Origin of the sequence: Mesorhizobium sp. CA13 (genome assembly GCF_020165235.1) — a bacterium.
Taxonomy (GTDB): Bacteria; Pseudomonadota; Alphaproteobacteria; order Rhizobiales; family Rhizobiaceae; genus Mesorhizobium.
Window position 1 is genome coordinate 1 of sequence record NZ_JAIUHS010000022.1, and the last position, 19,919, is coordinate 19,919.

Consider the following 19,919-nt stretch of genomic DNA (forward strand, 5'->3'; position numbering starts at 1 on the left):
ACCACCGCCACCGCCCTTCGCACGCGCGATGCCACCAAAAGCGGCGTATGCGATGCTTGCACCCAAGGCCGAAAGCAATACACGACGAGACGTAAACACTGTTCGATCCTCCTAGAATTTCTGTGAATTTTCGGCATTTGACAATCGAATGTGACAGGCACGCGACTTGCGCCCACAAGACGAGAGGGGTTCTTGAATGGCGCTAAGCTGATATTTAATTTATTCGCGCATTCGGCTTTATATGGACTTCACCAGTAGCCAACTGCGGACTTTCACAATTGACTCGAGAAGAACTTCAGTGCCAAAATCGGAGTCTCAACCTAGACTGCTTGGAGCGAGCTGCCGATAGTGAGCGTAGTGTCTCCGCCCCCGACCACAGTTCCTTTGGCGGGCTTGGGAACTGCGGGGCCCCCATCTCGCCGACACATTCAGTCTTCAACTTGAGCTTGGGGTTTGCGAGGAAATCAGCAACTACTTTCGACCCGCACGGGTCGGAATCTATGACATCGTGTCCGATCCCCCGAAAGACCACCACCTGGCCGAAAGGAAGGGTTTCCGCCGCGTGGTCCGCCCACGTTGTCGGCGTTGCCGGATCATATTCTCCTGACAACAGAAGAGTGGGTATGTCCGTGCGGCGCGGCTGCATCCGCGATGCTGATCCGTTCTCAAGCATCCAAAGAGGGCATGCCCAGGAGTAGTCGTTCAACTCAACCCATTTCGACCAGTATTTGTCCTGCTTGCCATTCAGATCGGGCAGATCGCTGTCGGAACAACTTACGGAGAAGTCCATACCTTGGGAGATCTCCAAGTCGTCAGCATCGAAAAGTATCTCCGCCAGGGGCCTGAAATCCTGTTTGTATGTCCTCTCGATCAGCTCCGGCAGGGTCAGGATCGCATCGCGATCGTATAAAATGCCGAATATAAGTTCGAGGAAATCTGCCCCTGAGACATATGTGTAGCGCGCCTCTTTATCTGTGCTGCGCAAGAGCAACGGCTGCCGATCAAGCTGTCTTGTAATAACCTGAACCGCATTTGATATCCCTTTCATGCATCTGTTCGCTGCCTCACAGTCTCGTTCCAGCATCTTTAGAGAACGGTCCAGGTTAGGTCCATCTTCGTTCAGATAATTGATGTCCAGTGGAACAACTGAATCCAGTATACTCGCCGAGATCCCTTCGGGGTGTCGGTTCATCACTTCCAGTGCAAGCCTGGTGCCATACGATACGCCATAGAGAACCCACTTTTCTATCCCCAGAGCCTTTCGAAGGTCATCAATATCCTCCGCATTCTCCTCAGTGTTGTAGGCATCAAGATCGATGCCCTTTGCGATCAACGCCGTCCTGCATGCAAGAACTTCATCTTTTTTGAGCTTGCCAAAGGTGGTTTCGACCTCAACGCTCGAGAGAATGGCGTTCCAATGATCGGGCTTGAAATATTGAGAACAGTCCAAGGCGGGAGCGGACTTTCCGATACCCCGCTGATCAGCAACGATTACTCGGCGTCCGATCATCCAGCTCTGGGCGCTGATGAATTCCCACCATCCATCGATGTCGTCGCTATTGGCAATGTCGGTAGGCTGCCCCGGTCCTCCTGTGAGAAACACTACCGGCTCGTGCCGCTCGCGGTCTGGTTCGAATACGACCAGGGACAGGACGACCTCGGTACCACCCGTCTTCTTCGATTTTCTGGTACATTCACGGTCCCACACGTCATTGCCCGATCCCGGGGAATTTCGAACCAACAGCTGGTTTTCTTGAACTCACCCGCAGTGAGCTCCCCACCCCCCAGGCAAATGAGGAACGCAGCTGACGTGACCACGAGAAGAAAACACCAACCTGGTTTGATGTACGCGCGTCTAAACACGGTAGACATCTCGCCCCTCATTTATAAGTAGATTAAAACTGCTCGATCACGGCTCGAATATTCCTCGCGCCGCCGACAAATCAGGAATAAAACGCCCGTAATCGCGACTTCGTTATTTATTCTATACGGAGAGTCTCTCTCCCCGGTATTGCCAAGGAACAATTCCGTATTTCAGGAAAACGGCTTGAAAAACCTATCCTGCATGCATCCTGACGAGCCTCTCCATTTCGTGTTCCCAAGCGATATTGGGTTACTCCAACACAAAATTGGAAACAAGCTCGACAAACCGGTGACTATATTAGCGCTTTTGATTGATTCGTGCGCGAGACAGTGGTCAGCACTGCGCTTATGTAAGCCGTGTTTTGCGCTACATTGCTCATCCGATTTTGCGCGGGTGCTCGCACCCTCCTCCTTATGGTGGATTCCCATTCTTTAGCATTAACGCATATAAAGACCGCGCTTCTGCACTCACGATGGGAACACAACCATGCGGAATCGAAAGTCACTTCAACTGGCGCTTTTGGCTTGTATATCGCTTTTTCTCACCGACGCCGCTTTAGCGAAAGATGCCTACAAGACACCCTGTAGAGCGGACGCCAAGCGGGTGTGCCACATGGACAACGAAGTTAAGGCGCAAGGCTGCCTTAAACAGCACCTCGGCGAACTCACGCCGGCTTGCAAGGCTTTCCTCACTAAACAATGAAATGACCGCGGGTCCCGTTGTCCCGCGTGCTCCGACTGCGGGTTACTCGCCGTGGGTCTCACGCGATGGCCCGATGAGCGAGGCGGACATCGTTCGCCCTGCCGGCATTCCGGTCCCATTCGCTCCAACCGGGCCCCAGCCACGGCCCGCCAGTTGAATGAATATGCGATTATGGCCGGATTGACGAAGAGTATCAAAGGCCGGCGAGCGGCTGGCTTGTCTGTCCGCGGCCTGCCTCAGCCCACCCTGACCACAAAATGTTTCGTCACCGGCTCGATGATCTTCCAGGTTCCCTTGAAGTCGGCTTCCACCACGAAGGCGTCGCCGGGGCCGACTTCGACCGGCGTGCCGCCGTCGGGTGTGATGATGATGCGGCCCGCGATCATGTGCACGAACTCATAGTCGGTGTAGGTGGCGTGATAGGTACCGGGCGACGCCCGCCAGGTTCCTGAGATCACCTTGCCGTCCGCGGTCGTGTGCTGGACGGTGGTTTGCATGGTCGGCCGACCCTCGACTGCGATCCAGCCAGGCAGGTCGCCGGCTTCCGCGTGTTCGACGGTGCCGAATTTCAGGATCGTCTTGTTCGTCATCGCCGGAGCTCCGTTCTGCTTCGCTGTCGCACCGTCGGATAGCCGATGCGCATGGCATGGGCAATGCCGTCATGAGGACCAGGGCAACGCATCCGGGCTCACTGGCCCTTCGCCGGCGCGCTGTTTGACGGAGCACTGAACGAAAAAACCCGCCTGCTCGGCGGGTCACTGGCGCGACTCAGCACCATAGGCACTTTGTAGCATTAACTGCCTTCATAGTCAATGAAGCCGAGTTCGCGGTCTTGCACCAGGAACCAGGCGCGTCCGCGCCTGGGATGGGCGATTTGGCAATCCCTGCTGCCGTCAGTCTGAAATCCTCAGGGCTTGTGGCGCGCCGCGACGAGTTCCGCCTTGCGCCTTGCCGTTTCCATTCCCAGCCCGATGAAGGCGCGCGCGTGCTTGGCCAACGCCATGTTGTCCGTCCACAGATTGCGCCAGATGGCGGTCTTCTTCGACAGGTTCTCGTCGACGATCTCCGAGGAGAAGGATTCGAAGCTGAGATCGTCGGTATAGCCGATCGCCGTCAGCGCATCGAATATCGCGGCGAAGTCGATATTGCCGGTGCCGAGGAAACCGCGATGGCTCTCGCCGATATGGACATAGCCGATCTTGCCGGCGGCATGGCGGATGGCCAGCCCGACATCGGCCTCCTCTATGTTCATGTGGAAGGTGTCGAGGTGGAGAAAGATGTTGTCGGAGCCGGTGTCCTCGATGAAGGCCAGCCCTTGCGCGGCGGTGTTGAGCAGATTGCTCTCGAAGCGGTTGACGATCTCGAGGTTGAGCGTGACGCCTGCCGCCTTCGCGATTTCGGCGACCCTGGCCAGCGTCCCGGCGCTGCGGTTCCACTGGTCTTGCGTCGGCGCCTCGGTCTGCAATCCGTGGCTGGTCGACAGGATTCCGGCGACCTTCTGGCCGCCGAGGTCGCGCGTCAGGGCGATGGTGTCGTTGAGGATCCCGACGCCGCGCGCGGCGACCGCCTTGTCGGCGCTCGAAATATCGCCGTCGGCCGGCAGGCCGATGCTGATCGCCACGCCGAGGCCGAGATCGGCGATGCGCTTGGCGAGCCCGCCAATATCGACATTGGCGGGGTCGAGATAGGAGAACTCGATCAGGTCGAAGCCAGCCTCCTTGGTGTTGGCCAGCGTGCGTTCGAGCTCGGCTTGCGTCGAACTCGCCGACCAGACGAAAGAGTGGATTCCGATGCGCGACATGATCGTCTCCGGTTTGCGGCGAGATATGGAGGGGGCGCGGCCGGGTCCACCGGCCGCGCCCGTGTCGGACTGATCAGCGGGCCGCGGTCCAGCCCTTGTAGTCCTTGAGATTCTCGGCAGTGATCAGCTTCGGATCGAGCAGCACCACCGGCTCCGCCGGCTTCTTGCCGGCAAGCACGTCGGCGGCCATCGTCAGCGACTGGCCGGCCATCACATAGGGGTCCTGCGAGGCTGAAGCCTTGATCATGGACTTGCCGGATGCCAGTTCCTTCTCGATGTCCGGCGCGCCGTCGACGGCGGTGAAGATGAATTCCGAGCGGTTGAGCTGCTTGGCGGCGAGCTCGGCGCCGATCGCCGTCGGATCGTTGATGGCGAACACCGCATCGATCTTGTCGAAACGGGTCAGCAGCGACTGGAACACCTTCAGGCCGCCGTCGCGCGAGCCTTCGGCGTTCTGGTCGTCGGACAGGATCTTGATGTCGGGATGCTGGGCAAGCACGTTCTTGCAGCCCTTGACGCGCTCCAGGATCGATGAAGACGCCGGACCGTTGAGAATGACGTAATTGCCCTTGCCGCCGGTTTGGTCGACCAGATATTGGCAGGCCTCCTCGCCGGCCTTGACATTGTTGGTCATCACGGTGACGTCGGCGCCTGGCGCGGAGACGTCGAAGGCCGCCACCACGATGCCTGCCGCCTGCGCCTTCTTCACCGCGGGCGCGATCGCCTTGGCATCGACGGCGTTGAGCATGATGACGTCGACGCCGGCAGCGATGAAGGAATCGACCTGCGAGACCTGCTTGTTCAAGTCGTAGTCGGCCGACACCGACGTCACCTCGACGTTCGGATTGATCTTCTTGGCCGCGTCCTCGATGCCCTTGATGGTGGCGACGAAGAAGGGGTTGCCGAGCAGGCCGACCGAGATGCCGACCTTGTTCAGGTCCTTGGCCGATGCTGGCGCAATGGCGACGGCCGCGAACGCGGCGCCGCAAAGCAGTTTGGCGATGGTCTTCATTACGCTTACTTCCTCCTGATGCCCCGCGCCTCTCACGGTGCGCTACACAAGCCGGTCTTTGATGCCGGCGACAAGGTCACTCACGTTCTTGCCCCTGCCTGGAGCCGGTAGCGGTCGAGGGCGACCGCCACGATGATGACCAATCCCTTGATGATGTACTGCCAGATGTCCGAGACGCCGGCCAGGATGAGCCCGTTGGACAGCACGGCGATGATCAGCCCGCCGATCAGCGTGCCCCAGATCGAGCCGACGCCGCCGACGAAGCTTGTGCCGCCCAGGATGACCGCGGCGATGGCGTCGAGTTCGTAGGACTGGCCGAGCTGCAGGCCGTTGGCGGCATAGAGCCTGGCCGCCGACATGGCGCCGCCGAGGCCTGCCAGCAGGCCGGACACGCCATAGACGAAGAGCAGCACCAGCGGCACCTTGATGCCGGTCAGCCGCGCCGCCTCGGCATTGCCGCCCACGGCATAGATCCAGGTGCCGAGCACGGTGCGCTTCAGCACCAGCCACGACACCACCACCACCGTCAGCGCGATGATGACCAGCCAGGGAACGCCGAACAGCGAGCCGTTGCCGATGAAGTCGAACGGCAGGTCGGAGTTGAACACGGTCGTGTCTTCACCAAGCAGGCGGGCGACGCCGCGCACGGCGGTGAGCGAGCCCAGCGTGACGATGAAGGGCGGCAGCCTGATATAGGCGATGAGCAGCCCGTTGATGACCCCGAAGCCGAGACCGACCAGGATGGCCGCCGGCACGCCGAGCAGGCCCCAGTCGGGCACCAGCGACACCAGCACCGCCACCATCGCGGAAGCGGCAAGGATCGAGCCGACCGACAGGTCGATGCCGCCGGTGAGGATGACGAAGGTCATGCCGGCCGCGAGCACGATGTTGATCGACGATTGCTGCGTGACGATCAACAGGTTGGTGCCGGTGAGAAAGCGCGGATTGATGAACTGGAAGCCGGCCGCCAGCAGCACCAGGACCGGCAGCATGCCGAGCGCGGCCAAAGCCGTGCGCAGCCGCCGGCTCCTGACTGCCGCCTGATCCACCGTCGTCGTCGCGGTCGTTCTGTCGGTCATTCCTTCGGTCCTTCTTGGGCCGCTCCCGTCGCAAGTTCCATGATCGCTTCCTGGCGAAGCGGCTCGCCCGGGGACGCCGTCACCTCGCCCGATATGGCGCCGTCGCGCATCACCAACACCCGATCGGCGACGCCGATCACCTCCGGCAGTTCGCTGGAGATCATCAGTATGGCGATGCCCCGGTTGGCGAGATCGTCGATCAGCCGGTAGATTTCCGATTTGGCGCCGACATCGACGCCGCGCGTCGGCTCGTCGAGGATGACGACTTTCGGCTCGGTCTCCAGCAGGCGAGCGAGCAGCACCTTCTGCTGATTGCCGCCCGACAGCGAACCGGCATTGGCCTGCGCCGAGCGGGTGCGTATCGAAAGATCGGCGACGGCTTTCGCAGCGCGCCTGTCGGCGGCGGCGAAGTCGCGGAATCCGCCGGCACGCGCGTCCCTGGCCAGCACGCCCATGTTGATGTTGTCGGAAATAGACATGTCGAGGAACAGGCCGAGTTCCTTGCGGTCCTCGGTGAGGTAGGCGATGCCGGCATCGAGCGCCTCGCGCGGCGAGCCGATGGCGATCGGCTTGCCGTCGAGCTCCAACGTGCCGGCGCTGCGCCGGTCGGCGCCGAAGATAAGCCTGGCAAGTTCGGTGCGACCCGAGCCGACCAGGCCCGCCAGCGCCAGCACCTCGCCGTGATAGAGGTCGAAGGAGCAGTCCTTCAGCAGCCTGCCGTCGGACATGCCGCGCACCGACAGCGCCACGGCGCGTTTTTCGCCCGGCGGGCGGTGATCCTTCTTGTAGAACGCCGAGAGATCGCGGCCGACCATCATCGAAACGAGGCGCGAGGCGCTGAGGTCGGCGCGCTCCAGCGTGCCGACATAGCCGCTGTCGCGCAGCACGCTGACGCGGTCGGCGAGCTGGTAGACCTCTTCCATGCGATGGCTGATGTAGATGATGGCGATGCCTTGCGCCTTCAGCGTCGCGATCACCTCGAACAGCCGCTCGGTCTCGCGCGAGGTCAGCGACGTGGTCGGCTCGTCCATGACGATGATGCGCGCATTGGTCGACAGCGCCCGGGCGATCTCGACCAGTTGGCGTTCGCCGAGCGACAGGCCGGAAACCAGGGCACGCGCTGAAAAGGAAACGCCGAGCCGGCCGATGATCTCGGTTGCGCGCCGGTTGCACTGGTCGCGGTCGACGATGCCGAAACGGCGCGGTTCGTTGCCGAGGAAAATGTTCTGCGCCACCGTCAGATTGGGCGCCAACGACAGTTCCTGGTAGATCACCGCGACGCCGCTGGCGCGCGCCTTGATCGGATCGCCGGTCGCGGCGGGCATGCCATCGATCAGGATCTCGCCGCCGGGATCGGGACGATAGGCGCCCGAAAGCACCTTCATCAGCGTCGACTTGCCGGCGCCGTTCTCGCCCATCAACGCGTGCAGCTCGCCGGCCTGGACGGTAAGCGAAACATCCTGCAGGGCGCGGATCGCGCCGAACGTCTTCGAAATATGGCGCATTTCCAGCACCGGGTGGCGTTCTGCCCCCATGCCGGCTGCCTCAGTCTTGGCCCCCGCGCTCATCGGGCTGCGGCCTTGCCGGCGGTCCCGGCGACCAGATCGCGCCAGCCGTCGCGGCAGCCGGCGAGGTTGGTGAAGCGCGCTGCCTTCACCGGCTCCGGCGGCTCGGCGGCGAATTCACGCCCGACGCTTTCGAAAGCCAGAGCCGCCGCGCCCGTGGCGCTGCCTTCCAGCGAAGCGCCCTGCATGAAGGCCTGCTCCGGCCGCAACTGCGCCAGGAGGCTGGCGAGCAGGCCACCAGTGTTGAGCCCGCCGTCGACGATCACGGTGTTGCTGGAATGGATGAGGTCGAGGCAGAGGTCGAGCATCAACGCGACATAGAGCAGGGCCACGGCCGCACGCTCGCCGGCATCTGGCGTGCGTCCGACCAGCCGGCCCGAGCGGCTTGGCATCGGCCCGCCCGGCGCGAAGCTCGGCAGCGCCATCATGCCGGCATCGATCGCCCGCTGCACCGCCGCGCCATCGACCGGGCCTTGCCAGCCGGCGCTGATGGCGGCGAATTCGCGCCCGCCCATGAAACGGATGGTCGGCACCGGGCCGCCATCCACATCGACATTGACCAGCATGTCGCGATCGCGGTCGAGCGCCTCGAGCGGACAGTCGGGATTGAGCACGATCACCCAGGTGCCGGTCGAAACCACAGTCACCGGGCCCAGCCCCTGCCGCCGATAGGCGTGGAGCGCGGCATTCGAGTCGTGGACGCCGTTGTGGATGGCGAGCGGTCGCGCCGCGCTGCCGAAGCCCTGCTCGCCGATGACAGTACCGGCACGCGCGAAGGCCGGCATCTGGTGGCGCCACCCCTCGGCGTCGACCAGTGAGGAAAAATCGTGACGACGCGGGGCCCACAAATGCGAATGGCAGCCAAGATAGGACACTTCGCAAGCCGGCCTGCCGCCAAGGCGCCAGCTCCAATATTGCGGATAGCCAAGGATCCATTTCGCCGCCGCGAAAGCGTCGGGTGCGGCCTCCTGCAGCCACAGCATGTGGCGGCCATAATTGAAGCCCAGCGGCAGCCGCGGCGAGAACGTCTCGGCATAGTCCGGAATGCGGCGATCGATCCGCGCGGCGATTTCGGCCGGCGGCTCCTGCTCATAGTCGAGGATCGGATGCGTCAGCGCCGCGTCGTCCACCAGGGCGAAGGTGCAGCCATGGCCCGAAACCATCACTCCTTCCACGCCATGGTTTTCGATCGCAGCGGTGACGGCGCCGAGCGCCCAATCGTGGAGGTCGGCCTCATCGAGCACGTTGAAGCCGCCTTGGCGCCTCCATTTCGGCTGGGTCCGGCGCTCGTCGAGAATGCGTCCGTCCTGGCCGAAGACGAACAGCTTCGAATTGGTCTTGCCGAAGTCGAGCACCGCGACCTTCATGCGATGGCTCCCATGGAGGAAGCAATCCGCACCATGACGCCGGCATCCTCCAGCATGCGCGCGTCGGCATCGGAAAGACCGTCGTCGGTGACCAGCGTGCCGATACGCGACAGGGGCAGCGCGACGTTACGGGCCTGGATCGAGAGCTTGCGGCTGTCGGCCAGCACGACGATCTGGTCGGCGCACTGGCTGAGATCGACGATCGAGCGCACCAGCAGCGGGTGCGATTCCAGCAAGCCTTCCTGGCCGATGCCTTGCGCGCCGAGAAAGAACTTCGAAGCGTAGAAAGGTGCCGGATGGGTGAGCGAGTGAATGATCCCCGGCTCGCGGTGCAGGTCGCCGCCGGCAACGGTCAGGCTGCAATGGCCATGATCGCTCAGATAGGCCGCCAGCGGCATCGAGTTGGTGTAGAGCCGGATGTTGCGCTCGGCGAGCTTGACCCCGAGATGGAAACAGGTCGAGCCGCCATGCACGATGACCGCGTCGCCGTCGCGCACCATGGTCGCGGCGACATTGGCGATCTGCCGCTTGGCCTCGACCGCGAGATCGCGATTCTCGTCATAGGGCCGGGCATAGGCGACGCCGGCATGCGACGTGCCGTCGAGCGCCGAAACACCGCCATAAACCTTGCGCGCCTCGCCCGCCTCGTCGATCCGGTCGATGTCGCGCCGCACCGTCGCGGCCGAAACGCCGAGCCGCTCCTGCAGCTCCCGCACCGAGGCGAAGGGGCGATCGCGCAGGAGTTCGACGATCTGACGCTGGCGGCCGGAGTCGCTCAACTGTTTCCTCCAAAAACGCCGTTCTGCGACGGCAGTTGGTGTAACTTACTCAACATTAGCTCGATTGCAAGCCGCAACTGACGGTATTCGATCACGGTTGACGGAACTCACTCTTATCTGCGATATCAACCCCGTCGAATGCCCGACCACCGCATTCGACGGTTGGCGGATTGTTGGAGGAGAGGCTTGATGGCGACCCAGGCGGATGCGCAGGAATTGGCGGCGCTGCGGGCGCTTTCGGCCGCTATCGGACAGGATCCGCGTTTGACCCAGGCCGCCGGCGGCAACACGTCGCTGAAAGCCGGAGACACGCTGTGGATCAAGGCCTCCGGGACCTGGCTGAAAGACGCGCTCGCCGATGACATCATGGTGCCGGTGGCGATGGCGCCATTGCTCGAGGCGGTTGAACGACGCGATCCTGCCGCCGACCAGCCGCAGGCCTTCGCCATCGGCGCGCTCAACCCGCGCGGGCTGCGCCCCTCCATCGAGACCACGGTGCATGCCTTGATGCCGCAGCGCGTGGTCCTGCATGTCCACTGCGTCGACACCATTTCGCTTGCGGTGCAGGCCGATTGCGAGGTCCTGGCCGCGCGCCGGCTCGCGGGTATCCAATGGGCCTATGTTCCCTACCGGCGGCCGGGCCTGCCGCTGGCCCAGGGCATCTCCGAAAGGCTGCGGCCGGGCGTCGATGTCCTGATCCTGGGCAATCACGGCCTCGTCATCGCGGCCGAGACCGTTACCGGGGCCGAGGCGCTGTTGCGCCGTGTCACCGGGTTGCTGGCAAGGGCGCCGCGCGACGCAACCGCGCCCGACATCGCGGCACTGACCGCGCTTGCCGCAAACTCCGGCTACCGCTTGCCCGCGGATGTCGAGGCGCACGCGGTCGCCATCGATCCCGACAGCCGTCGCATGGCATCGGGCGGCAGCCTCTATCCCGACCATGTCATCTTCCTCGGCGAGGGCTCGGTGGTGGCTGAGCCCGGCGAGGACGTCGCCGCTGTCGTCGGGCGCCGCAGCGCCCAGCCCGCATCGATCCTGTTCCCCGGCCTCGGCGTCCTGATGCGCGCCAATGCCAGCGCCGGCGCCGACGCCATGCAGCGTTGCCTTGCCGACGTGACGGCGCGGGTCGATGTTACGGCGACGTTGAATTACCTTACCGAGGCGGAGAACGACGAACTCGTCAACTGGGACGCCGAGCAGTACCGCCAGAAGCTGAACGCCTCCGGTGGCTGACATGTCGCCCGTCGCCCGCTCGCCTCTCTCCGGTTGCCTCGTCGTCGGCGTCGATGTCGGCACCTCGGGCGCCCGCGCCGTGGCCATGCGCCCGGACTTTTCCATTGCCGGCCAAGCCGCCGTCCGCCTCGACGCCTTTGGTCAGGATCCGCGCAGCCCGGCGGCATGGTGGCAAGCGGTCCGGGCAGCGCTGGAGGAGTTGATTGCGGGCATCGACCGGACCACGGTCCGCGCCATCGCCGTGGATGGCACCTCGGGCACGTTGCTGCCGGTCGACGGTGCCGGACGGCCGCTCGCCGAACCGCTGATGTACAACGACAAGGTCGCCGACGACGACATACTGGCCGCGATCGCGCGCGAGGCGCCGGCGGGCAGCGCCGCGCACGGCGCGACCTCGGGCCTCGCCAAGGCGATTCACTTCCAGCATCTGCCGGGCGTGGCGGCGGTGCTGCATCAGGCGGACTGGATCGCCGGACAGTTCTCGGGCCGCTTCGACATCAGCGACGAGAACAACGCCTTGAAAACCGGCTACGATGTCGAGGCCCGCCGTTGGCCGGACTGGATCGCGGCGACCGGAATGCGCATGGATTTGCTGCCTGACGTCGTCGAGCCGGGCGACGTCACCGGCACGCTCACCGCGGCCATGGCGGATCTGTTCGGCTTGGCCCGCGACGTGATCGTCATTGCCGGCACGACCGATGGCTGCGCCTCTTTCCTGGCGACGGGTGCCGCGGGGGTCGGCGACGGGGTCACGGCGCTTGGATCCTCGCTTACCATCAAGATCCTGTCCGACCGGCCGATTTCGGCGCCGCAATACGGCATCTACAGCCATCGGCTGGGCAATGCCTGGCTGGCCGGCGGGGCCTCGAACTCCGGCGGCAAGGTGCTGGCGCAGCATTTTCCGCTCGCGCGCATCATCGAGCTCAGCGCCATGATCGACCCGGCGACCGAGACCGGCCTCGACTATTATCCGCTCGCCACATCGGGCGAACGGTTCCCGATCGCCGATCCGGCGCTCCCTCCGCGCCTCGCCCCGCGCCCGGCGGACGATGCCGACTATCTCAAGGCAATGTTCGAAGGCATGGCCGCGATCGAGGCGCTCGGCTATCGCCGGCTTGGCGAGCTCGGCGCGCCGGCGCTGACTTCGGTGCGCAGCGTCGGCGGCGGCGCGGCAAATCCGGCGTGGAGCGCGATCCGACAGCGCAAGCTCGGCGTCGCGTTCCTGCCCGCCCTTTCCGACGAGGCAGCCGCCGGCACCGCCAGGCTGGCGCTGAAGGGGGCAGACAGGGCAGGGTTGCTATCTCTGAAAGAGGCCGGGCCGCTATGAGTACCGCAATGGTCGAACGCCTCGACGGCATCGGGCCGCTGGTGGAGCGCTACCAGGTTTTCCTGCTCGACCAGTTCGGCGTGCTGCACGACGGCTCCGCCCCTTATCCAGGCGCGGTGGCAGCGTTGTCGGCACTGAAGCGCGCCGGAAAGACCGTGGTGCTGGTCTCCAACTCCGGCAGGCGCGCCAAGCCCAACGAAGACCGTTTGCTGAGGCTCGGCTTCGAGGCCGGAAGCTGGGATCATTTCGTTTCCTCCGGCGAGGTGGCGTGGCGATCCTTCCATGAAATGGCGGCGACCGGAGCGTTGCGGCCCGGCACGAACTGCCTGTTGATCAGCCGCGATAATGACCGCACAGCGATCGAGGGCCTGCCTTTTGTGTTGACCGGAGCCGGCGATACCGCGGACCTGGTACTGATCGCGGCCAGCGAGGGCGACCGCTACGACCTCGACCACTATCGCCGGCTGCTTGCGCCGGCGGCGGCGCGAAAGGTGCCATGCTTCTGCACCAATCCCGACAAGATCATGCTGACGGCGGTCGGGCCCCGCTTCGGGGCCGGCCGGCTGGCGGACCTTTATGAGAGCCTGGGCGGCAGCGTCACTCGCATCGGCAAGCCCGGTCCGGCGATTTTCGAGGCAGCACTGGCGTTGGCCGGTGCGCCCGACCGCCGCACTGTGGTCTGCGTCGGCGACAGCGTCGAGCATGACATCGCTGGCGGCAAGGGCGTCGACCTCGCCACCGCACTGGTTCTAAGCGGGATATTGGCGGACACGCCGGACCTTGCCGCAGTTTTCGACGAATACGGGGCCCAGCCGGACTACATCACGGGGTCCTTCAGCTTCCGTTGATCGCCTCGAGCATGCGCCTTGCGCTCTCTTCGTCGGTGATCAGGATCGTCGGCGCGATCAGGTTCATGGCGCCCAGCAGCGCCGCTGTCTTCTCTTCGCCGCCGGACGTGAGAATGCGGATCGGCGCCTTGCGCAGCCGATCGACCTCCACCGACATCACATGGCTGTTGACGGGATGATCGACCAGATCGCCATTGCGGTCGAAGAAATGGAACAGAAGGTCGCCAACGGCGCCACGCGCGACCAAGGCTTCGCGGTCCGCCTCCTTGAGAAAGCCGCCGCGAGAGAAGGTGGTGGCCGAAGCGATACCGCCGACGCTCAGCAGAACGGCATCGAGCACGTTGGCCATCTCAAAGACTTCCTGCAGGCCGCAACGCTCGACCAGCGCGATCTTGGTCTCGACGCTGTCTACGACGGCCGGCGTCGGGATCAGATAGCCGTCGCCCTGGAAGATTTGGGCGAAGCGCCAGGCGAACTCGGCCGGGTTGTAGCGGCGCACGACGCCCACACCGCCCAGCAGCGAAATCACCTTGAAGTCGGTGAGCGACTTGGCGCTGATGAAGGGCAGGCTCGAGAACAGCGTCTGACCCCAGCCGACGCCGACGCGCATGCCGGATTTCATCGTGTCGGACAGGAAAATCCCGGTCTTGGCGCTGATCGCGGGGATCGGATCGGCATTGGGCGCGGTCAGCGGCGCCACCAGCGCCTGCTTCAGGCCGAACGTGCGCTCCAGCGCGCGCTCCAGCCGCACGATCTCGGACAACTCGCTTTCGATGGTGATTTTCACCTCGTTGCGCGAACGTGCCTCCGCCAGCATGCGCACGATGGTGACGCGGCCGACGCCGAGCACGTCGGCGATCTCGTTCTGCGTCATCTGCTCGACGAAATACATCCAGGCGGCGCGGATCCTGAGGCGGTCCGTACGGCTCTCGTTGACGACCTGTTCGGGCGCCTCGGCCCCGCCGTTTTCGCTATCGCCCTGCCGTCGCCTGCCCAACTGTCTGTCTCCCCGCTCGGCAATGTAGGAGTCCCTCGCCGATTCTCCACGCTGGTTTAATATCGCCTATTGATCTACCAATCGATAGGAACAATGTAGGGTCAGCGGCCGGCTCTCGGCGGCCGAGGCCGGTAGACGTTTTCGAGGCGATTCGCGATGCTCCGACAAATCTCCAGGGATGTCCGCGTCAATTTGAAGGACCGGCTGCGCGACGTCCGCGACATCATTCGCCAGAGCCGCCACGACAGCGACAGCGATGCCAATCTCGTGCGGGAAGCAACCAGCCATTTGCCGCCGTTCCCGGGCAAAGGCATCGAAGGCCTGCTCGGCCATGCCGCCAGTGCCGTCGACGAAGCCTTGTCGATCGCCGAATCCTTTGTCCCGCATGAACGCCCGACGAAGATCGACGGAACGACCGTGAAAGGCCTTGGCACCTATTTCCCGGCCGGCAACGAGGAACGCCGGTCGAGCGCCGAGCGCGTCTTCCGGCGCGACATGTATTATCTGACCAGGACCGTCCTTGCCGCCCTGAAGATCGATAATGCCCGGATCCACGAGGCGGATTTCGCCGCCGTCCACGCCGCCATGCGAAAACGCCACGCCGGTCTGCTGGCAGCGATACCCGCCAGACCCGCCCCCGCTGCGCTGCCGGCCGTCGCCGCTGCCTGTGCGGCGCTGCTGGTCGAGTGCCTCAACCACCGTCCTGTCCGCTTTGTCGAAGCCGAACCGGAGGCGATCGGCGACCGGACGCTCGACATAGCCTGCCTGGCGCCTGTCGTCCTGGCCTGCGGCCTGGCCACCACGGCCAGCGACGGTGCGCCGGAGCCCGACATGCTGGAGATCGCGGTTCTGGCGGCCGGCATCCGTCACGACCGCATCGTCAAGGCCTGTGCCAAGGCGAGCCCGGCCGATGAATTGATACCTGTCTTCGCCACCTTGCTTGCCCATCTGCCCTAGCTGCCGGTTCCGGTCGAGACTAGCGCCCGGCCGCCATGGCCGTGATGGTCTTCTTGGCGCGCTGGATCGAGGCCGGGCTCATCGAGAGCTCGGTCAGCCCCATCTCGAGAAAGGCCGGGATGAGGTCCGGGCGGCCGGCCGCCTCGCCGCACATGCCCACCATGATGCCGGCGGCCACGCCGGCCTTTGCCGTCAACTCGATGGCCGACATGACGGCCGGGTTGGCGACGTCGTTGAGCTTGGCCACGGTCGGGTTGAGCCGGTCGGCGGCCATGATGTACTGGGTCAGGTCGTTGGTGCCGATCGAGAAGAACGACACTTCTTTCGCCAGCGCCGGCGCGATCAGCACGGCGGCCGGCGTTTCGATCATCACGCCGAGATCGAACGCCGCATGCAGCACGCCTTGCACCTTCAGTTCCGCCGCGCATTCGGCAACCAGGACCCGCGTCTGCCGCACCTCAGATATGTCGGAGACCATCGGCAACATCACCTTGATGTTGCCGTGCACGGCTGCCCTGAGCAGCGCCCGCAGCTGGCGCTTGAAGATGTCGGGCCGATCGAGGCACATGCGGATGCCGCGCCAGCCGAGGAAGGGATTTTCCTCGTCGGGAAATTCGATGCCGGCGATCGGCTTGTCACCGCCTATGTCGAGCGTGCGCACGATGACGGGATAGGGCGCGAATGCCTTGGCCAGCGCCGCATAGGTCTCGGCCTGCATGTCCTCGGAGGGCAGATGCATATGGCGCATGAACAGAAGCTCAGTGCGGAACAGGCCGACGCCCATGGCGCCGGCTTCCTGCGCAGCCTCGATTTCCTCCAGAGAGCCGATATTGGCGGCGACCTCGATGACCCTGCCGTCCGCGAGTTTTGGCGTCACGGTCTTGAACACGGCCAGTCCGGCACGCTCCTTGGCGGCCGCCTCGACGCGGGCGGCGAAATCCGCGCGGGTCGCCGCATCGGGGTCGACGATCACCTGCCCGCCATTGCCGTCCACGGCCACCTCGCGCGCGCCGCGCAAGGCATTGACCTGGTCGCCAAGGCCCAGCACTGCCGGAATGCCGTGCGAACGTGCAATGATGGCGATGTGCGAGGTGGCCCCGCCATGGCCGCACACCACCCCGCCGATGCGCTTCAGCGGCGCCCGCGCCAGGTCCCAGGCGCCTATGTCGTCGGCGATCAGGATGGCGCCTTCGGGAATATTTTCGAGGCTGGCGTCATCCTGGCCGAGCAGCGCCAGACAGATCTGTCGTCCGACCGCATGCACGTCGTCGGCGCGCGCGTTGAGATAGTGATCGTCGACCGCGCTGAAATCGGCGGCAATGGTGGAGGCGGCTGTGATAACGGCCGAGACGGCGTCATTGCCGCTTTTGATCGCCTTCTCGGCCTCGCCGGTCAGGCTGTCGTCGGCGGCGATGTCCCGCAACGCCGCGATGATGCCGCGATCTCCGGCGGACAGGGTGTCCTGCGCCAGCGCCTTGTCCATGCGCGCCTGAACGGCGGCGACGGCGGCGCGGAACCTGTCGATCTCGCCGGCGATCTCCTCCGCCTGCAGCATGCGGCCCTGTCCAGCGATGTCAGGCGGAAAATGCGCGAAGGCAGGCCCGATGGCGACGCCTTCGCTCGCCGCGACGCCGCGCAAACCGGCCACGCCTGAAACAGCCGGTACGGGTTCGGACGCCGGCACAGTGTCCTCGCCCGTATTGGCGGCCGGTTGCGGATCGTCTTCGTCGAGACCTGCCTTCGGATTCTCGAGATAGCCGATCAGCGCCTCGATCGCTTCGATGGCGTCCGCGCCATTCGCCCGCACGGTGACTTCCTGGTTTTCCTTCACCGCCAGCAGCATCAGCTTGACCGAGCTCTTGGCGCTGACCGCCTTGCCGTCCTTGACCAACTCGACATCGGATTCGAAACCCTTGGCAAGCTTGACGAAGCGCGTGGCGGGGCGGGCGTGCAAACCTTCATGCACTCTGACGATGGTCGAGCGTTCCATGGCAAATACTCTGTTGTGGCGCCGCGCCGACATGGGTCGCGGCGCGAATGCTTCAGGCGGCGATGGTGATGATCGCGTCTGTCTTCAGGGCGGCCACGAGCGCTTGGGTGTCGACCTGCGAAGCGCAGATCTCGCCCGGCCGCTCGGCCTCGGTGGCGCCATTGAACGAGATGACGACATGCCCCATCTCGAGCACCTTGCTCCAGGCGCTGGAGCCGACCGCCGTGATTGTAGCGGAAACAGGTCCAAGGGTGATCGACGCGCCCTTCTGGGGCGCGCCTTCGCTGGGCCCGAGTTCCGTCTTGTGGAGCACGGAAACCTCGGCAAGCTCCGGCGGCGAGCCATCCGCGAACAGGATGAGCACGCCCCCTTCGGCAAGATCCACCACTTCAGGCCCGATGGAAGTGACCCGTGTTCTCAGCAGAACCGTCATGTGGCGAACCTCATTTCTACTTTCCTCGAGGGGTTCATCGACACAATGAACCCCTCTATCTCCTTGTTTTGGCGCAATTCCCAAGGGAAAGCGCTACGCGCTTTTCCCGGAAAAACCGTTTCAGGCTTTCCCGGATTTTGCTTAGAACACGATCAGGCTGACGACCCAGGCGATCAGCACCGAGACCGGACCCATGATCTGGCGGCTGATGAGAACCGCCGGAACGCCGATTTCGATCGTCTTCGGCTTGGCTTCACCGAGCGCCAGGCCGACCGGCACAAAGTCGCAGCCCACCTGGGTGTTGTAGGCAAACAGCGCCGGCAGCGCCATCGCCGGCGAAATCGTGCCGTTGGCGATCTGCGGACCGATGATGGCGACGCCGATGACCTGCGCGATGACCGCACCCGGTCCCAGGATGGGGGACAGGAACGGCAGGCCGCAGATGGCCGAGATGATCAGCAGGCCGACGATGTTGTTGGCGAGCGGTCCCATCGGCTGGGCCAGCACGTCGCCGATGCCGGTGTACAGGATCAGGCCGATGAGCATGGTCACGAAGGCCATGAACGGCAGCACGTTGCGCACCACCTGGTCGATCGTGCGGCGACCGGCATTGAAGAAGATGCCGACCACGCGGCCCATGACGCGGCCGATCGAGCTGATCAGGCCGATCACCCCGCCTTCGCTCGGCAGCGGCTGTGGTGCCGCGGCCGCGGTGTTGTTACCTGGACTCATCGATGCTGCTCCCCCCGCAGTGGTGACCGCCTCGGATCCGTCCGCCATCGTGACATTGGCCGGCTTCACGCCCGAAACGTAGATGTCCTCGGTGATGAACTGGGCGAGCGGCCCAGCCTGGCCGACAGGCGTCAGGTTGACGGTCGGAATGCGCTTGCGCGGATAAACGCCGCAGCGTGCGGTGCCGCCGCAGTCGACGACGACGACCGCCATCTCGCTTTCGATCGGCGGCGCCTTGAAGCCGTCGACGGCCGTGGCGCCGGTCATGTCGGCGATGAGCTGTGCCACGGGATGGATGCCGCCTCCGGTGACGGAGACGATCTTGTCGCGCTGTGCGGTCGGCTCGATGACGAGCGGGCCGCCCCAGCCTGTGGAGCCCCGGGAGATCCTTACGGCTTTGTATGTCTTGGCCATGATGTCCTCCCCGCCCTTACAGCTCGACGCCCTGGCGGCGTGCCATGATGGCGGTGATGCGCTCGGTCAGCATGCCCTTGAGCAGGATGACGACGAGGCCGACGATGGCGTACCAGATCGCCACCTTGACGTGGTAGCCTCCGGCGACGACACCCCGCTTCTCCAGGTCAAGCAACGCAACCAGCATGCCGCCCCAGACGAAGTATTCGCCCGGGTTGATATGCGGGAACAGGCCGAGCGGCGGATGCACGTAGGAGACAGCCGCGTCATAGAAGGCGGGCTTGTGCTTTTCTTCCAGGAACGATCCGAAGGTGTAAGCCATCGGATTGGTGAGGAAGAACACCGCCAGCAGAGGCAGCAGCGTATAGCGGGTCAGCGCGATCCTGCCGGCGCCACGTGCCAGGCCGTGGACGCGCTCCTCGCCGACCAGTTCGGTGACGGCGTAGAAGGCGGTCATCAGCACCACCAGTGTCGGGATGATGCCGGTGACGAAGCCGGCGAACACTTCCCCGCCCTTCTGGAAGATGCCGATGAAGTATTTGCCGATTGCGGTCAGCCAGCCGAGTTGCTCTTCCTGCTGCACGTTTTTCAGCTGTTCCTTCAGCTGATCGGCGGTGACCGGGGCACTGTCGGTCTGCGCCTGCGCCAAGACCACGAGATGATCGGTGGCATGCTCGACGCCGAGCCTGCCGTGCCAGGCAGCATCCGAGACCATGGTGCCTGCAACATGCAGGTTATGCACGGCCATGTCGGCATGCTGCGCCAATAACGAAAATACAGACATTTCTCCTCCTTATGCCGCCCGCCGGTTGATCCCGG

Annotated in this window: 17 protein-coding genes; 4 read left to right on the plus strand and 13 right to left on the minus strand. The window is 64.3% G+C overall.

What is annotated here, in order from left to right:
• Positions 1–295: 295 nt before the first annotated feature.
• The 8 genes from LB566_RS29350 to LB566_RS29385 all read right to left on the minus strand — a co-directional run bounded on the left by LB566_RS29350 (position 296) and on the right by LB566_RS29385 (position 10,169).
• Positions 296–1,708 (minus strand): alpha/beta hydrolase, encoded by a 1,413-nt coding sequence (locus LB566_RS29350; protein ID WP_224629577.1) that lies wholly within the window; start codon positions 1,706–1,708, stop codon positions 296–298.
• Positions 1,709–2,802: 1,094 nt separating this feature from the next.
• Entirely contained in the window at positions 2,803–3,156 is a 354-nt protein-coding gene (locus LB566_RS29355) for a cupin domain-containing protein (protein ID WP_140554333.1), read from the minus strand.
• Between the two features lie 317 nt (positions 3,157–3,473).
• Positions 3,474–4,367 carry a sugar phosphate isomerase/epimerase family protein gene (locus LB566_RS29360; protein WP_224629578.1) on the minus strand — a complete coding sequence of 298 codons (894 nt, stop codon included), beginning with the start codon at positions 4,365–4,367 and terminating at the stop codon, positions 3,474–3,476.
• A gap of 73 nt (positions 4,368–4,440) precedes the next feature.
• On the minus strand, positions 4,441–5,379 hold the full coding sequence (locus LB566_RS29365; RefSeq protein ID WP_140517934.1) for an ABC transporter substrate-binding protein: 939 nt from the start codon (positions 5,377–5,379) through the stop codon (positions 4,441–4,443).
• A gap of 80 nt (positions 5,380–5,459) precedes the next feature.
• Complete coding sequence (locus tag LB566_RS29370) at positions 5,460–6,458, minus strand: ABC transporter permease subunit (protein WP_140554329.1); 999 nt, start codon at positions 6,456–6,458, stop codon at positions 5,460–5,462.
• Positions 6,455–8,026 (minus strand): sugar ABC transporter ATP-binding protein, encoded by a 1,572-nt coding sequence (locus tag LB566_RS29375; RefSeq protein ID WP_224629581.1) that lies wholly within the window; start codon positions 8,024–8,026, stop codon positions 6,455–6,457. The genes LB566_RS29370 and LB566_RS29375 overlap by 4 nt, the downstream gene beginning before the upstream one ends.
• Positions 8,023–9,390, minus strand: a complete 1,368-nt coding sequence (locus tag LB566_RS29380; protein WP_224629585.1) for an FGGY-family carbohydrate kinase — start codon at positions 9,388–9,390, stop codon at positions 8,023–8,025. Before LB566_RS29380 ends, LB566_RS29375 begins: the two co-directional genes overlap by 4 nt.
• On the minus strand, positions 9,387–10,169 hold the full coding sequence (locus LB566_RS29385) for a DeoR/GlpR family DNA-binding transcription regulator (protein WP_224629586.1): 783 nt from the start codon (positions 10,167–10,169) through the stop codon (positions 9,387–9,389). The genes LB566_RS29380 and LB566_RS29385 overlap by 4 nt, the downstream gene beginning before the upstream one ends.
• Before the next feature lie 189 nt (positions 10,170–10,358).
• On the opposite strand from LB566_RS29385, the gene LB566_RS29390 reads away from it, so the two are divergent.
• The 3 genes from LB566_RS29390 to LB566_RS29400 are packed head-to-tail and all read left to right on the plus strand — an operon-like array spanning position 10,359 to position 13,577.
• Complete coding sequence (locus LB566_RS29390) at positions 10,359–11,402, plus strand: class II aldolase/adducin family protein (protein WP_224629587.1); 1,044 nt, start codon at positions 10,359–10,361, stop codon at positions 11,400–11,402.
• A 1-nt stretch (position 11,403) separates the two neighbouring features.
• Positions 11,404–12,729 carry an FGGY-family carbohydrate kinase gene (locus tag LB566_RS29395; protein ID WP_224629588.1) on the plus strand — a complete coding sequence of 442 codons (1,326 nt, stop codon included), beginning with the start codon at positions 11,404–11,406 and terminating at the stop codon, positions 12,727–12,729.
• Positions 12,726–13,577 carry a TIGR01459 family HAD-type hydrolase gene (locus LB566_RS29400; RefSeq protein ID WP_140554318.1) on the plus strand — a complete coding sequence of 284 codons (852 nt, stop codon included), beginning with the start codon at positions 12,726–12,728 and terminating at the stop codon, positions 13,575–13,577. The genes LB566_RS29395 and LB566_RS29400 overlap by 4 nt, the downstream gene beginning before the upstream one ends.
• Here LB566_RS29400 and LB566_RS29405 read toward each other — a convergent pair.
• The gene (locus LB566_RS29405) at positions 13,564–14,574 is read right to left on the minus strand and encodes a sugar-binding transcriptional regulator (protein WP_224629589.1); all 1,011 of its coding nucleotides are present in this window, start codon (positions 14,572–14,574) and stop codon (positions 13,564–13,566) included. The genes LB566_RS29400 and LB566_RS29405 overlap by 14 nt on opposite strands.
• A 156-nt stretch (positions 14,575–14,730) precedes the next feature.
• Between LB566_RS29405 and LB566_RS29410 the strand changes: the two genes are divergently transcribed.
• On the plus strand, positions 14,731–15,531 hold the full coding sequence (locus LB566_RS29410; protein ID WP_224629591.1) for a hypothetical protein: 801 nt from the start codon (positions 14,731–14,733) through the stop codon (positions 15,529–15,531).
• Between the two features lie 19 nt (positions 15,532–15,550).
• Here LB566_RS29410 and ptsP read toward each other — a convergent pair whose 3' ends face one another.
• The 4 genes from ptsP to LB566_RS29430 form a co-directional block, all read right to left on the minus strand.
• A complete protein-coding gene (ptsP, locus tag LB566_RS29415; RefSeq protein WP_224629594.1) occupies positions 15,551–17,521 on the minus strand; it encodes a phosphoenolpyruvate--protein phosphotransferase in 1,971 nt (656 codons plus the stop codon).
• Between the two features lie 52 nt (positions 17,522–17,573).
• Positions 17,574–17,954, minus strand: coding sequence for a PTS glucitol/sorbitol transporter subunit IIA (locus LB566_RS29420; RefSeq protein ID WP_224629596.1), 381 nt, complete (start codon positions 17,952–17,954; stop codon positions 17,574–17,576).
• A 141-nt stretch (positions 17,955–18,095) separates the two neighbouring features.
• Complete coding sequence (locus LB566_RS29425) at positions 18,096–19,100, minus strand: PTS glucitol/sorbitol transporter subunit IIB (protein WP_140554310.1); 1,005 nt, start codon at positions 19,098–19,100, stop codon at positions 18,096–18,098.
• A 16-nt stretch (positions 19,101–19,116) separates the two neighbouring features.
• A complete protein-coding gene (locus LB566_RS29430; RefSeq protein WP_140625045.1) occupies positions 19,117–19,884 on the minus strand; it encodes a PTS glucitol/sorbitol transporter subunit IIC in 768 nt (255 codons plus the stop codon).
• Between the last annotated feature and the right edge of the window lie 35 nt (positions 19,885–19,919).

Coding starts and splice junctions, on each gene's coding strand:
- LB566_RS29410 (WP_224629591.1), top strand. CDS start 14,731: ATGCTCCGACAAATCTCCAGGGATGTCCGCGTCAATTTGAAGGACCGG.
- LB566_RS29390 (WP_224629587.1), top strand. CDS start 10,359: ATGGCGACCCAGGCGGATGCGCAGGAATTGGCGGCGCTGCGGGCGCTT.
- LB566_RS29380 (WP_224629585.1), bottom strand. CDS start 9,390: ATGAAGGTCGCGGTGCTCGACTTCGGCAAGACCAATTCGAAGCTGTTC.
- LB566_RS29430 (WP_140625045.1), bottom strand. CDS start 19,884: ATGTCTGTATTTTCGTTATTGGCGCAGCATGCCGACATGGCCGTGCAT.
- LB566_RS29425 (WP_140554310.1), bottom strand. CDS start 19,100: ATGGCCAAGACATACAAAGCCGTAAGGATCTCCCGGGGCTCCACAGGC.
- LB566_RS29365 (WP_140517934.1), bottom strand. CDS start 5,379: ATGAAGACCATCGCCAAACTGCTTTGCGGCGCCGCGTTCGCGGCCGTC.
- LB566_RS29395 (WP_224629588.1), top strand. CDS start 11,404: ATGTCGCCCGTCGCCCGCTCGCCTCTCTCCGGTTGCCTCGTCGTCGGC.
- LB566_RS29375 (WP_224629581.1), bottom strand. CDS start 8,026: ATGAGCGCGGGGGCCAAGACTGAGGCAGCCGGCATGGGGGCAGAACGC.
- LB566_RS29420 (WP_224629596.1), bottom strand. CDS start 17,954: ATGACGGTTCTGCTGAGAACACGGGTCACTTCCATCGGGCCTGAAGTG.
- LB566_RS29400 (WP_140554318.1), top strand. CDS start 12,726: ATGAGTACCGCAATGGTCGAACGCCTCGACGGCATCGGGCCGCTGGTG.
- ptsP (WP_224629594.1), bottom strand. CDS start 17,521: ATGGAACGCTCGACCATCGTCAGAGTGCATGAAGGTTTGCACGCCCGC.
- LB566_RS29370 (WP_140554329.1), bottom strand. CDS start 6,458: ATGACCGACAGAACGACCGCGACGACGACGGTGGATCAGGCGGCAGTC.
- LB566_RS29360 (WP_224629578.1), bottom strand. CDS start 4,367: ATGTCGCGCATCGGAATCCACTCTTTCGTCTGGTCGGCGAGTTCGACG.
- LB566_RS29355 (WP_140554333.1), bottom strand. CDS start 3,156: ATGACGAACAAGACGATCCTGAAATTCGGCACCGTCGAACACGCGGAA.